Here is a 12,048-nt window from a genome sequence, read left to right on the forward strand (position 1 = left end):
CGCGACTCGATCGCGTACTCGCCGATCGACTCGGGATTCCCCTCGCGCAGAGGCATCGGCCGCCCTCCCCGTGGCTGACATGGACGGTTCAGGGTAGTGGCCCCACGGTACGGGGTCACAACCACCCGTTGCGCCGGAAGGCGCGGTAGAGGATGAAGCAGATGCTCGTGATCACGGCCAGGAACAGCGGGTACCCGAACTGCCAGTGCAGCTCCGGCATATGGTCGAAGTTCATCCCGTACACGCCGCAGCCCATCGTCGGCACCGCCACGACCGCGGCCCAGGCTGTGATCTTGCGCATGTCCTCGTTCTGGGCGACCGTCACCTGGGCGAGATGGGCCTGCAGGATCGAGTTCAGCAGCTCGTCGAAGGACGCTATCTGTTCGACGGCCCTCATCAGGTGGTCGGAGACATCCCGGAAGTAGGCCTGTATCTCCGGCGCCACCACCTGGAAGGGGCGGCTCGAGAGCTCCGCTATCGGCCGGGCGAGCGGCGCCACGGCCCGCTTCAGCTCGAGCAGCTCGCGCTTGAGCTGGTAGATCCGGCCCGGGTCGGCGTGCGCCCCGTCCTCGGTGAACACATCCGTCTCGACCTGGTCGATGTCGGACTGGACGGCGTCGATCACGGTGAGATAGTCGTCGACCACATGGTCGGCGATCGCGTGCAGCACGGCGGCCGGCCCCTTGGCGAGCTGCCCCGGGTCCGCCTCGAGACCCTCGCGCACCGGACCGAGCGAGCCGTGCCGCCCGTGCCGCACGGTGATCACGAAGTCCCGGCCGATGAACACCATGATCTCGCCGGTGTCGACGACCTCGCTGGTCGCGGTCAGCTCCGCGTGCTCCACGTAACAGACGGTCTTGAACACGGCGAACAGCGTCTGGCCGTACCGCTCGACCTTCGGCCGCTGGTGCGCGTGCACCGCGTCCTCGACGGCCAGCGGGTGCAGGTCGAACAGCTCGGCGATGTCCACGAACTCCAGCTCCGTCGGCTCGTGCAGGCCCAGCCAGACGAAGCCGTCGTCGGACTTGCGGACCCGGTCGACGGCGTCCACGAGATCGCGCCCGGCCTCCTCACGGACTCCGTCCCGATACGTCACGCACTTGACGACGGCCGAACCCAGCGGCGAGCGGGCGGGGTGGCTCAGGTCGACGCGGGGGCTCCGCCGAGCCAGGCGCGCCACTCTTCTCAGGCCTCCGACCTTGCGCAGGTCGGACACCTTCCGGAGGTCTCCGACCTTCCGCAGGTTGCCTGCCATCGACATGCGGGGCTCCTCGCGCGGCTTGACGTCGTGTTTCGGTGACTCGGCGGGCCAGTCTGCCAGCTCATGGCGACAAGGCCTACGGCCCCTGGGGGAACGGAACCCTCCCCTTCGGAACGCGCGGAACCGCCTCCCTGGACCGGGCCGGACAACTGGGATGATCGCGCCATGACGCGATCCGAGGGCTATCTCCTGGACAACCGGCAGCAAGAGGCGGGCCGGCGCTTCGACGCCTTCTCCACCCTCTTCGACCCCACGACGTTCCGGCACATCGAACGGCTCGGCATCGGTCCCGGCTGGCGCTGCTGGGAGGTCGGCGCGGGGGGCACGTCCGTGGTGTCCTGGCTCGCCAAGAAGGTCGGCCCCACCGGCCGGGTCCTCGCGACCGACATCGACACCTCGTGGCAGACGTCCGCCGCCCGTTCACCCGTCGAGGTCCGCCGTCACGACGTGGCCGCCGACGAGCCGCCCGCCGAGGGATTCGACCTCGTCCACGCCCGGCTCGTCCTCGTCCATGTGCCCGACAGGGAGCGGGCGTTGAAGTCCATGCTGCGCGCGCTGCGGCCGGGGGGACGGCTGCTCGTCGAGGACGCCGATCCCGCGCTCCAGCCGCTGGCCTGCCCCGACGAGCACGGCCCCGCCGAGGAGCTGGCGAACCGGCTGCGCCGCGGCTTCCGCAAGCTGCTCGCGGAGCGCGGCGCCGACCTGTCGTACGGCCGCAGGCTGCCGAGGCTGCTGCGGGAGGCGGGCCTGCGCCAGGTGGAGGCCGACGCGTACTTCCCGCTGACGTCGGAGGCGTGCGGGGCCCTGGAGACGGCCACGTTCCAGCAGATCCGCGAGTCCCTGGTCCGCGCGGGCCACGCCACGGACGAGGAGGTCGACCGCCACCTGGCCGATGTCGCGACCGGCACGATGGACCTGGCGACGGCGCCGCTGATCTCGGCGTGGGGGCGGAAGCCGGCCTGACCGAACGAGACAGCCCTAGGTGACGAGAGAGCCCTAGGCAACGAGAGAGCCCTAGCTGTAGCGACCCTGAACCTACGTGCGTCCTCGGCCCGTTCGCGCAGGTGGGGCCCGTCGGTCGTCACGAGGCCGTCCGGTGCTCAGCGGGACCAGTTGCCCCGTTGCCCCGTTGCCCCGGGCCATCAGCCATCAGCCATCAGCCACCAGGTCCGTGGCCCGGCGCATGTCGCCGACGACCAGGAGCGTTCCGCTCACGGCCGCGCCCAGGCCGCCGCGACGCGCCCCGCGAGCCGTACGTTGCCGCGTACCGCCGCGAGGTTGGCCTCCAGCGAGGCGCCGTCCGTGTGCCGTACCAGATAGTCCAGGAGGAACGGGGTGACCGCCTGCCCCGTGACGCCCTCGGTGTCGCACGCCCGCAGCGCGTCGTCGAGCACGCGCGCGTGGAGCGCGGGATCGAGCTGCTCCGCCTCGGGTACCGGGTTCGCCACGATCAGTGCCGCCTCTGGCCCGCCCAGCGCGTCCTGCGCCCGCATCACCGCGGCCACCTCGGCCGGGTCGCGCAGCGTCCAGTCCACCGGATGGCCCGAGTCGGAGAGGTAGAAGCCCGGGAAGCGGCCTGTCCCGTACCCGGCCACCGACACCCCCAGGGTCTCCAGGCGCTGAAGGGTCGCCGGTACGTCCAGGATCGACTTGACGCCCGCGCACACCACGGTGATCCGCGTCCGCGCGAGCAGCCCGAGGTCCGCCGACTCGTCCTGGGTCTCGGTCCACCGCCGGTGCACCCCGCCGAGCCCACCCGTAGCGAACACCCGTACCCCCGCGCGCGCCGCGAGCAGCGCCGTCGCCGACACGGTCGTCGCCCCGCTCGCCCCCGTCGCCACCGCGAGCGGCAGATCACGGTGGCTCAGCTTGCGGATGCCGTCCTCCGTCGCGACCCGCTCCAACTGGCCCTTGTCCAGGCCGACCTGAGGCCGCCCGTCCAGCACGGCGATCGTCGCGGGGACGGCGCCCTCGGCGCGCACCAGCTCTTCGAGTTCGAGCGCCACGCGCAGATTGCGCGGGCGCGGCAGCCCGTGCGCGATGATCGTCGATTCCAGGGCCACGACCGGCCGGCCCGCCGCCACCGCTTCCCGCACCTCTTCGGACACCAGCACCACGCGCCTGCCTCCTGCCTGTCGGGTCTCTCCTCATCCCTGGCGAGCGGCGCGCACGCCCAAACCCCCGCGGCGTGACGGTAAACACTTGCGGCGTACCGGCAAGCACTTGCGGCGCGACGGCGGGCCGAGCAGCCTGAGCGCATGACGGACAACGCTGAGCGCATGACGGACAACACGGCACGCCTCGACCATGTCGTGCTCTGGGTCACCGACCCGGTGGCCGCGGCGGACTTCTACGAGCAGGCCGTCGGCCTCGAACCCCTCAGGGTCGCCGAGTTCACCGAGGGCAAGGTCTCGTTCCCCTCGGTGCGGCTCAACGAGGAGACCATCCTCGATCTCGCGCCACTGCCGATGGCGGCCCGCATGAACATGGTGCCGGGCGGCGACAAGAGCGCCGGCCACCCGGTCAACCATGTGTGCATCGCCCTCACCGAAGGCGGCTACGACAGCCTGCGCGCCCGCCTGGAGGAGCGCGAGGTGCCGGTCTCCGACCACGGCCGCCACTCGTACGGAGCCCGCGGGCCGGCCGTCCGCAGCTTCTACTTCCGCGACCCTGACGGGAACGTCTTCGAGGCGCGCTACTACGAAGAGGCCTGAGGGACCTGGTACGCAGCCCTGCTCATACGGGTGCCCCGTACGGGGAGTGTCCCGTACGGCGGTGTCCTGTACGGGAGTGTCCCGTACGGGGGTTGAGGTTCAGCGGCGTGCGCGGCCCCATGCGCGGCCGCGTGACCGGCCGCCCGTCCGGCCGCGGTCGAGCAGGGACACGCCCAGGGCGGCCAGGCCGATCTGGATCAGCCACTCCACCCAGTCGACCCCCTTGGTGTCCGCGACGCCGACGCCCGCGGCGATGGCCGAACCGAGCAGCGCGGCCACGATGCCGACGACGACCGTCGCCAGGATTCCGATGCGCTGACGGCCCGGCAGGGCGAGCCGGCCCAGGACGCCGATGACGATGCCGATCACGATCGCGCTGATGACGCCGGAAATCTCCATGTCCCCACGACTCCCTAGAACCCGGGCACGCGGCGCCCGGGAGATCTGTCTCCAGGTCTCTTCCCCTTGACGAGCCGTCCAGTCCGGACCGCGACCTGGGTACGGGTCGTCCAGTGAACAGTGGGGTCCGCGCTGCCTAGAGTGACCGTTCATGACCACGAACGATCAGGCCACTGCTTCTTTTGCCGTACACATCCCGCACGTCGAACTCGATCCGGAGCCCCTCGATCCGGAGCAGATCGTCTCGGGCGCCCCCGTCGTCACGGGCAAGGTGCTCTGGGAGTCCGCCGACGGCAAGCAGCTGCGGGGCATCTGGCAGATCACGCCGGGCGTGGTGACGGACACGGAGGCGAACGAGCTGTTCGTGGTCGTCTCCGGTCGCGCCACGGTCGAGGTCGAGGGCGGGCAGACCCTGGAGGTGGGCCCCGGCGACGCTGCGGTACTGCGCGAGGGCGACCGCACGACGTGGACGGTGCACGAGACCCTGCGGAAGGCGTACCACATCACGTTGCCCTGACGGCGCCATGTCGGCCTGACGAGCGTCATGTCGAGCTGATGACCGGCTACCGCCACGCCGCGATGATCACGGCGTCGCGGGCCGCCGGCTGAAGAGGGTGAGCGCGGCGAGCGGCAGCAGGAGGCAGGCCGCGGCCAGGTTGAGCCAGGCGTAGCTCGCCGTCGCGACGACCAGGCCCGCGGCCGCGCCGCCGACGCCCGCCGCCGTGTTCATGGTCAGGTCGGACAGGCCCTGTGCGGCGGCCCGCGCGGCTTGCGGCACCGAGTCGGTCAGCAGGGCCGAACCGGAGACGAGGCCCGCGGACCAGCCGAGCCCCAGGACGAACAGGCCCGCGGCGGTCTGCCCGTGGCTGCCGCCCGCCGTGCCCGCGAGCAGCGCCGCGCAGGCGAGCAGGCCCACGGCGATGCCGATCACGGAGAGCCGCCCGAGCCGGTCCGACAGTCGGCCCATCACCGGCGAGAACGCGTACATGCCCGCGATGTGCCCGCTGATGACCAGGCCGATGAGGTCGATGCTCGCACCGTGGTGTCCGAGGTCGACCGGCGTCATCGACATGATCGACACCATCGCGGTGTGCGATACGGCGACGGTGACGAGGGCGAGCCGGGCCCGCGGCGACGCGGCCACCGCGGTGAACCCGGCACGGATCGACCGTCCCGCCGCCGACTTCTCCTCCGCGGGCGCCAGGGCGCGGGCGGTCAGAAGCGGGTCGGGACGCAGCAGGAGCTGCACCATGACGGCCGAGACGAGGAAGACTCCGGCCGCCCACAGGAAGGGCCCCGCCGCCGCCGGGATGCCGAGTCCGGTGACGCTGCGGCCCGCGGGCGCCGCGATGTTGGGCCCGAGCACCGCGCCGATCGTGGTGGCCCACACGACGTTCGAGATCGCCCGCGCCCGGCGCTGCGGCTCGGCCAGATCGGCGGCCGCGAACCGCGCCTGGAGATTGGCCGACGAGGCGGCGCCGAACCCGGCCATGCCCATGAGCAGCAGCGGGAAGCTCCCCAGGACGGCGGCCAGCACGACGACCCCGGCCCCCAGCGCGCCGATCAGATACGCCAGGACGAGCCCGGGCCGCCGCCCGCGCGAGGTCATCAGGGCGGCGAGCGGAACGGACAGCAGGGCGGTCCCGGCGACCGTTGCGGTCGGCGCGAGCCCGGACAGCGCCTCGTCCCCGCTGACCTGCTTGGCGAGCACGGCGGCGAGCGCGACGCCGGTGGCGACACCGAGCCCGCCGAGTATCTGGCTCGCGACGAGCACGGCGGTGACACGGCGGCGCAGGCCGGCCACTCCCTCGGGCGTCACGGGGACGGAAGACCGGCGGCGCGCGGCGGAATCGGGTATGAGCACCGGCGCAGTGTGCCAGCCGGCACCCCTGCGCGAACACCGTGCATCCCCGCGCGCCCGGCGCAGCCCGGTGCCCGGGGCTCAGCACGACAGCTCCCGCGGCTCCGAACGGCCGGCTCCCGGGGCTCAGCACAACGGCCCCCTCGGCTCAGAGGAGGCCGCTCCCGCGACTAGAAACAGGTCGCCCCCACAGCTCAGAACAGCGGTTGCGGAAGGACTCCCTCCAGCACGAGCAACTGCCGCTTCGTCTCCACGCCGCCGCCGAATCCGCCGATGCCGCCGTCGCTCTCCACGACGCGGTGGCACGGCACCACGAGCGGCAGCGGATTGGCGCCCATCGCCATGCCCACCGCCTGCGCCGCCCCTGGCTGTCCGACGCGGCCCGCCAGATCGCCGTAACCGACGACCGTGCCGAACGGGACGCCGGACGCCAGCTCACGCAGGACCTGCCGGTTGAACCCGGAGATCAGCGACCAGTCGAGCGGCAGCTCGAAGTCGCGCCGCTCACCGGCGAAGTAGGCCTTCAGCTGACGTATGGGCTCGGCCAGGAGCGGCGAGTCCAGGGCCTCGACCGGCTCGGTCCCGAGCCGGGAGCCGAGCCGCTCGACCGCCGAGTCCCGCACGGCGGGGGAGGCGTGGAAGACGACGTTCACCAGGCCGGCGTCCGTCGCGGCGAGGAGCAGCGGCCCGATGTCCGTGCCGACGACGGCCCAGACGACCGTGAGCCCGGCCCCGTCTTCGGCTCCGGCGGCGCTGTCCCCAGCGGATTTCTGCCCATTGGCGTTCATGCCGACCACGGTACGGGGAGCCACTGACAACGGTCCGCGCCGTCCGCCGACCCCGCCTCCCCCTGCCCGGCGGCCGCTCTACTCGCCGCCGCCCACGGCCTTACGTACGACGTCCGGGACGTTGCTGATGATGCCGTCCACGCCGAAACCGGCCATGCGCCGCGCCGTCGCCGCGTCGTTCACGGTCCAGGTGAAGAGCTGCAGGCGCTTGCCGTGCGGGCCCCTGAAGGCGTGCACCGCGGCGACGTATCGGGCCGAGATCGTCCCGTTGCCGGGGTTGATCAGGTCGGCGAACCGGGCGTACCGGGGCAGGTCGTCCTTGGCGGGGGTGCCGAGGAAGCCCGTCGTGATGTCCGGGCGGCGCTCGTGCACGGTCCGTACGCTGGCGGCGCTGAAGCTCTGGATCACCAGCCGGTTGCGGACGTGATCGCGGTTGAGCCAGCCCTCCTTGCCGAGCAGGCGCAGGACGTCCTTCTCGATGCCCGGGTAGAGTTCTGGATCCTTGATCTCCATGAGGAGCTTCTGGTGGTTGTGGTCGACCCGGTCCAGGTACTGGGTGAGGGTCGGGATGCGGGCGCCGGTGAACTTGGCACCCTTCCAGCTGCCGGCGTCGAGCTTGGCGATCTGCGCAGCGGTGAAGTCGCGGACGTTGTACGGGGCGCGGCCGGGGAAGACCTTCTCCACGTTCGTGGTGCGCGCCAGATTCGTGTCGTGGATGACGACGAGCCGGCCGTCCTTGGTGCGCTGTACGTCGTTCTCGACCCAGTCGAAGCCGAGCTTGTCGGCCTTGTCGATGGCCTGCAGGGTGTTCTCGGGCGCGTACTGGGAGCCGCCGCGGTGTGCGACGACGACGGGCCCTTCGTGCTGCTGGGCCGCCTCGGCGGCGCCGGGGAGGGCCAGGATGCCGACGAATCCCACCAGGACGGCGGTCGCGGTGACTGCGCGTGCGGACACGTGTACTCCTCGCGTCGAGGATCAAGGACTGGACGAGAGTGACAGTCGGTGGCCAACAGGAGACAGGTGAAGGATGTCCACACACTGAACGGAGTGGTGGGAGGACGTGCACCCCGCGGGCGGGTGTCGTGAGGCTTTGCCGGAAAATCGTTCAGACGTTCCCGCCGGAGCCTTAATCTCTGCTCCAATCGCGGTCGCTCCGGCAGCCGTTGCCAGGGGCGTAAACAGAACACATCAGGAACATCAGGGCGGAAAGGCTGCAGCGAATGCAGGGCACGGTCGACGGATTCAGCTATGGACTGGTCACGCCGCTGGTGGCGTTCTTCATGGCCTGCCTCGGCGGAGCGCTGGGTCTGCGTTGCACGACCAGATCGCTGCTCGTCACCCAGTCCTGGCGGCCCGGCTGGCTAGCGCTCGGCTCGGCGGCGATCGGGTCCGGAATCTGGACGATGCACTTCATCGCGATGATGGGCTTCCGCGTACAGGGCACCCCGATCCACTACGACAAGGCGACGACGTTCGCGAGCCTGGGCGTCGCCATCGTCATGGTCGGGGTAGGGATCTTCATCGTCGGCTACCGGGGCGCTACGGGGACGGCCCTGTTCACCGGCGGCACGGTCACCGGACTGGGCGTCGCGTCGATGCACTACCTCGGAATGGCCGGCATGCGCCTGCACGGGGCGCTTCAGTACAACACCTTCACCGTCGGTGTCTCCGTAGTGATCGCCATGGCCGCCGCCACCGCCGCGCTCTGGGCCGCGGTCCAGGTCAGAGGGTTCAGCTGGAGCGTCGGCGCGAGCCTCGTCATGGGCCTCGCGGTCACCGGCATGCACTACACCGGAATGGCCGCCCTCAGGGTCCACGTGCACGCGAGCGGCGGCACCCCTGCCGGTGACGCCCCCGCGGAACTCCTCGCGCCCCTGATGATCGGCCCCCTGTGCTTCCTGCTCCTGGCCGGCGTCGTGGTGGTGTTCGACCCGATGATGATGACGGGCAGACCCGACCGGCGGGACGCCGTCGAGGCCGCGGGCAGGGCGGGCCGGACCGTCCGTCCCCTGCGGCGGGCAGGCTGATCCGACCCCGTTGTCAGTGCGGGGTCGTACGGTTGATTCCATGCGGCCCGTATCCAAGATCGAACGCACGGTGGCGCCTTTCGAGGTCGTCAGTCCCTACCAGCCAAGCGGCGACCAGCCGGCAGCCATCGCCGACCTGGAGCGGCGCATCACCGCAGGCGAGAAGGACGTCGTCCTCCTCGGCGCGACGGGAACAGGTAAGTCCGCCACCACCGCGTGGATGATCGAGAAGCTCCAGCGCCCCACCCTCGTGATGGCGCCGAACAAGACGCTGGCTGCCCAGCTGGCCAACGAGTTCCGCGAGCTGCTGCCGAACAACGCGGTCGAGTACTTCGTCTCGTACTACGACTACTACCAGCCCGAGGCGTACGTCCCGCAGTCGGACACCTACATCGAGAAGGACTCCTCGATCAACGAGGAGGTGGAGCGCCTGCGCCACTCCGCGACGAACTCGCTGCTCACCCGGCGCGACGTCATCGTGGTCGCCTCCGTCTCCTGCATCTACGGCCTGGGCACGCCGCAGGAGTACGTCGACCGCATGGTGTCGCTCAAGGTCGGCGACGAGATCGACCGGGACACGCTGCTGCGCCGCTTCGTCGACATCCAGTACACGCGCAACGACGTGGCCTTCAGCCGCGGCACGTTCCGCGTCCGCGGCGACACCATCGAGATCTTCCCGGTCTACGAGGAGCTCGCCGTCCGCATCGAGATGTTCGGCGACGAGATCGAGTCCCTCTCCACCCTCCACCCCCTCACCGGCGAGGTCATCAGCGACGACGAGTCGCTGTACGTCTTCCCGGCCACGCACTACGTGGCGGGCCCCGAGCGCCTGGAGCGCGCGGCCAACGACATCGAGAAGGAGCTCGGGGAGCGCCTCGCGGAGCTGGAGAAGCAGGGCAAGATGCTCGAGGCCCAGCGGCTGCGCATGCGCACCACGTACGACCTCGAGATGCTGCGTCAGATCGGCTCCTGCTCCGGCGTGGAGAACTACTCGATGCACTTCGACGGCCGCTCGCCCGGCTCCCCGCCGAACACCCTGCTCGACTACTTCCCGGACGACTTCCTCCTCGTCATCGACGAGTCGCACGTCACCGTGCCGCAGATCGGTGCCATGTACGAGGGCGACGCCTCCCGCAAGCGCACCCTCGTCGACCACGGCTTCCGGCTCCCGTCCGCTCTGGACAACCGCCCCCTGAAGTGGGAGGAGTTCCAGGAGCGCATCGGCCAGACCGTCTACCTGTCGGCCACCCCGGGCAAGTACGAGCTCGCGCGGGGCGACGGCTTCGTGGAGCAGATCATCCGCCCCACGGGCCTCATCGACCCCGAAGTCGTGGTCAAGCCCACCGAGGGCCAGATCGACGACCTGGTGCACGAGATCCGCAAGCGCACCGAGAAGGACGAGCGCGTCCTCGTCACCACGCTCACCAAGAAGATGGCCGAGGACCTCACCGAATACTTCCTGGAGCTGGGCATCCAGGTGCGCTACCTGCACAGCGACGTCGACACGCTGCGCCGCGTCGAGCTGCTGCGCGAACTGCGCGCGGGCGAGTACGACGTCCTCGTCGGCATCAACCTCCTCCGTGAGGGCCTCGACCTGCCCGAGGTCTCCCTGGTCGCGATCCTCGACGCCGACAAGGAGGGCTTCCTGCGCTCCGGCACGTCCCTGATCCAGACCATCGGCCGCGCCGCGCGCAACGTGTCCGGCCAGGTCCATATGTACGCGGACAAGATCACCCCGGCGATGGAGAAGGCCATCGAGGAGACCAACCGCCGCCGGGAGAAGCAGATCGCGTACAACACGGAGAAGGGGATCGACCCCCAGCCGCTCCGCAAGAAGATCAACGACATCGTCGCGTCCATCGCGCGCGAGGACGTCGACACCGAGGAACTCCTCGGCTCCGGCTACCGCAAGGGCGCGAAGGACGGCAAGGGCGCCAAGGCGCCCGTGCCCGCGCTCGCCAAGGCGGGTGCCAAGAAGACCGGCGGCAAGGCCGCCAAGGGCAAGGCGGCGCAGACGGTGCCCACCGACCGTCCCGCGGCCGAACTCGCCGAGCAGATCGAGGAGTTGACCGACCGGATGCGGGCGGCCGCCGCGGATCTCCAGTTCGAGATCGCCGCGCGCCTGCGTGACGAGGTGTCGGAGATGAAGAAGGAGCTGCGCCAGATGAAGGAGGCCGGGCTGGCCTGACGCACCGCGCACCCCGCACGCCCCACGGCATGCCGGACGGATCCGGCATGCCGCGCGGTGTGTTGCAAGACCGACACAAAGTCCTTGCCGGTGTGCGGCGTTGTCAGTGGCCCTGCATAGGGTTCCCTCAGCCGTCCGGACGGGCGGTGACGAGCACAGTTCGAGAGGGGACGGACGCGTGACGGCCAACTTTTCCAAGGGTCCTGGTGTCAACCTGAGCAAGGGCCAGGCGATCAGCCTGCAGAAGGCGGACGGGGGCACTCTGACGGCCGTCCGGATGGGACTCGGCTGGCAGGCCGCCCCCCGCCGCGGCCTCTTCGGGTCCCGTACGCGGGAGATCGACCTCGACGCCTCGGCGGTCCTGTTCGCGGACAAGCAGCCGGTGGACGTCGTCTTCTTCCGCCACCTCGTCAGCGACGACGGCTCCGTGCGCCACACCGGTGACAACCTCGTCGGCGGCGCCGGCCAGGGCGGCGACGACGAGGCGATCCTCGTCGACCTCCAGCGCGTCCCGGTCCACATCGACCAGATCGTCTTCACGGTGAACTCGTTCACCGGCCAGACTTTCCAGGAGGTGCAGAACGCGTTCTGCCGCCTGGTCGACGAGACCAACGGCCAGGAGCTGGCGCGCTACACGCTCGACGGCGGCGGCCAGTACACCGCCCAGATCATGGCGAAGGTGCACCGCGCGGGCGCCGGCTGGCAGATGACCGCCCTGGGCTCCCCGGCCAACGGCCGCACGTTCCAGGACCTCATGCCGGCGATCCTGCCGGGCCTGTGAGGTAGCGAGACCGCGAGAGCAGACGGACG

At 70.6% G+C, this 12,048-nt stretch carries 12 protein-coding genes; 6 read left to right on the top strand and 6 right to left on the bottom strand.

Going from position 1 to position 12,048, the window contains the following annotated elements:
- Positions 1–115: 115 nt before the first annotated feature.
- Positions 116–1,261 (bottom strand): magnesium and cobalt transport protein CorA, encoded by a 1,146-nt coding sequence (locus ACIPWY_RS26845; RefSeq protein WP_362905669.1) that lies wholly within the window; start codon positions 1,259–1,261, stop codon positions 116–118.
- Positions 1,262–1,426: 165 nt separating this feature from the next.
- Here ACIPWY_RS26845 and ACIPWY_RS26850 point away from each other — a divergent pair, with 165 nt between their 5' ends.
- On the top strand, positions 1,427–2,224 hold the full coding sequence (locus ACIPWY_RS26850) for a methyltransferase domain-containing protein (RefSeq protein ID WP_362905671.1): 798 nt from the start codon (positions 1,427–1,429) through the stop codon (positions 2,222–2,224).
- 248 nt (positions 2,225–2,472) lie between these two features.
- Here ACIPWY_RS26850 and ACIPWY_RS26855 read toward each other — a convergent pair whose 3' ends face one another.
- Positions 2,473–3,378 carry a pseudouridine-5'-phosphate glycosidase gene (locus ACIPWY_RS26855; protein ID WP_393705853.1) on the bottom strand — a complete coding sequence of 302 codons (906 nt, stop codon included), beginning with the start codon at positions 3,376–3,378 and terminating at the stop codon, positions 2,473–2,475.
- Between the two features lie 162 nt (positions 3,379–3,540).
- Here ACIPWY_RS26855 and ACIPWY_RS26860 point away from each other — a divergent pair, with 162 nt between their 5' ends.
- On the top strand, positions 3,541–3,975 hold the full coding sequence (locus ACIPWY_RS26860; protein ID WP_362905745.1) for a VOC family protein: 435 nt from the start codon (positions 3,541–3,543) through the stop codon (positions 3,973–3,975).
- A gap of 99 nt (positions 3,976–4,074) precedes the next feature.
- Here ACIPWY_RS26860 and ACIPWY_RS26865 read toward each other — a convergent pair whose 3' ends face one another.
- Positions 4,075–4,374: a GlsB/YeaQ/YmgE family stress response membrane protein gene (locus tag ACIPWY_RS26865; protein WP_362905674.1), complete on the bottom strand. Its 300-nt coding sequence runs from the start codon at positions 4,372–4,374 to the stop codon at positions 4,075–4,077.
- 151 nt (positions 4,375–4,525) lie between these two features.
- Here ACIPWY_RS26865 and ACIPWY_RS26870 point away from each other — a divergent pair, with 151 nt between their 5' ends.
- Positions 4,526–4,891: a cupin domain-containing protein gene (locus tag ACIPWY_RS26870; RefSeq protein ID WP_393705852.1), complete on the top strand. Its 366-nt coding sequence runs from the start codon at positions 4,526–4,528 to the stop codon at positions 4,889–4,891.
- A 66-nt stretch (positions 4,892–4,957) separates the two neighbouring features.
- Here the strand turns inward: ACIPWY_RS26870 and ACIPWY_RS26875 are convergent, their stop codons facing one another.
- The 3 genes from ACIPWY_RS26875 to ACIPWY_RS26885 form a co-directional block, all read right to left on the bottom strand.
- The gene (locus tag ACIPWY_RS26875; RefSeq protein ID WP_393705874.1) at positions 4,958–6,232 is read right to left on the bottom strand and encodes an MFS transporter; all 1,275 of its coding nucleotides are present in this window, start codon (positions 6,230–6,232) and stop codon (positions 4,958–4,960) included.
- 197 nt (positions 6,233–6,429) lie between these two features.
- Entirely contained in the window at positions 6,430–7,023 is a 594-nt protein-coding gene (locus tag ACIPWY_RS26880; protein WP_393705851.1) for a methylated-DNA--[protein]-cysteine S-methyltransferase, read from the bottom strand.
- 78 nt (positions 7,024–7,101) lie between these two features.
- Positions 7,102–7,977: a glycerophosphodiester phosphodiesterase gene (locus tag ACIPWY_RS26885; protein ID WP_393705850.1), complete on the bottom strand. Its 876-nt coding sequence runs from the start codon at positions 7,975–7,977 to the stop codon at positions 7,102–7,104.
- Positions 7,978–8,243: 266 nt separating this feature from the next.
- Between ACIPWY_RS26885 and ACIPWY_RS26890 the strand changes: the two genes are divergently transcribed.
- The 3 genes from ACIPWY_RS26890 (at position 8,244) to ACIPWY_RS26900 (ending at position 12,019) form a co-directional block, all read left to right on the top strand.
- Positions 8,244–9,050 (top strand): MHYT domain-containing protein, encoded by an 807-nt coding sequence (locus ACIPWY_RS26890; protein ID WP_362905682.1) that lies wholly within the window; start codon positions 8,244–8,246, stop codon positions 9,048–9,050.
- A gap of 40 nt (positions 9,051–9,090) precedes the next feature.
- Positions 9,091–11,238: an excinuclease ABC subunit UvrB gene (gene uvrB / locus ACIPWY_RS26895; RefSeq protein WP_362905684.1), complete on the top strand. Its 2,148-nt coding sequence runs from the start codon at positions 9,091–9,093 to the stop codon at positions 11,236–11,238.
- Positions 11,239–11,416: 178 nt separating this feature from the next.
- Positions 11,417–12,019, top strand: coding sequence for a TerD family protein (locus ACIPWY_RS26900; protein ID WP_362905686.1), 603 nt, complete (start codon positions 11,417–11,419; stop codon positions 12,017–12,019).
- Positions 12,020–12,048: the final 29 nt, after the last annotated feature.

The organism is Streptomyces sp. NPDC090032, from assembly GCF_044748025.1.
Taxonomy (GTDB): Bacteria; Actinomycetota; Actinomycetes; order Streptomycetales; family Streptomycetaceae; genus Streptomyces.

Bases quoted from the DNA above. Each gene is read 5' to 3' on its own strand.
- uvrB (WP_362905684.1), top strand. From the start codon at position 9,091: ATGCGGCCCGTATCCAAGATCGAACGCACGGTGGCGCCTTTCGAGGTC.
- ACIPWY_RS26850 (WP_362905671.1), top strand. From the start codon at position 1,427: ATGACGCGATCCGAGGGCTATCTCCTGGACAACCGGCAGCAAGAGGCG.
- ACIPWY_RS26890 (WP_362905682.1), top strand. From the start codon at position 8,244: ATGCAGGGCACGGTCGACGGATTCAGCTATGGACTGGTCACGCCGCTG.
- ACIPWY_RS26870 (WP_393705852.1), top strand. From the start codon at position 4,526: ATGACCACGAACGATCAGGCCACTGCTTCTTTTGCCGTACACATCCCG.
- ACIPWY_RS26860 (WP_362905745.1), top strand. From the start codon at position 3,541: ATGACGGACAACACGGCACGCCTCGACCATGTCGTGCTCTGGGTCACC.
- ACIPWY_RS26880 (WP_393705851.1), bottom strand. From the start codon at position 7,023: ATGAACGCCAATGGGCAGAAATCCGCTGGGGACAGCGCCGCCGGAGCC.
- ACIPWY_RS26865 (WP_362905674.1), bottom strand. From the start codon at position 4,374: ATGGAGATTTCCGGCGTCATCAGCGCGATCGTGATCGGCATCGTCATC.
- ACIPWY_RS26845 (WP_362905669.1), bottom strand. From the start codon at position 1,261: ATGTCGATGGCAGGCAACCTGCGGAAGGTCGGAGACCTCCGGAAGGTG.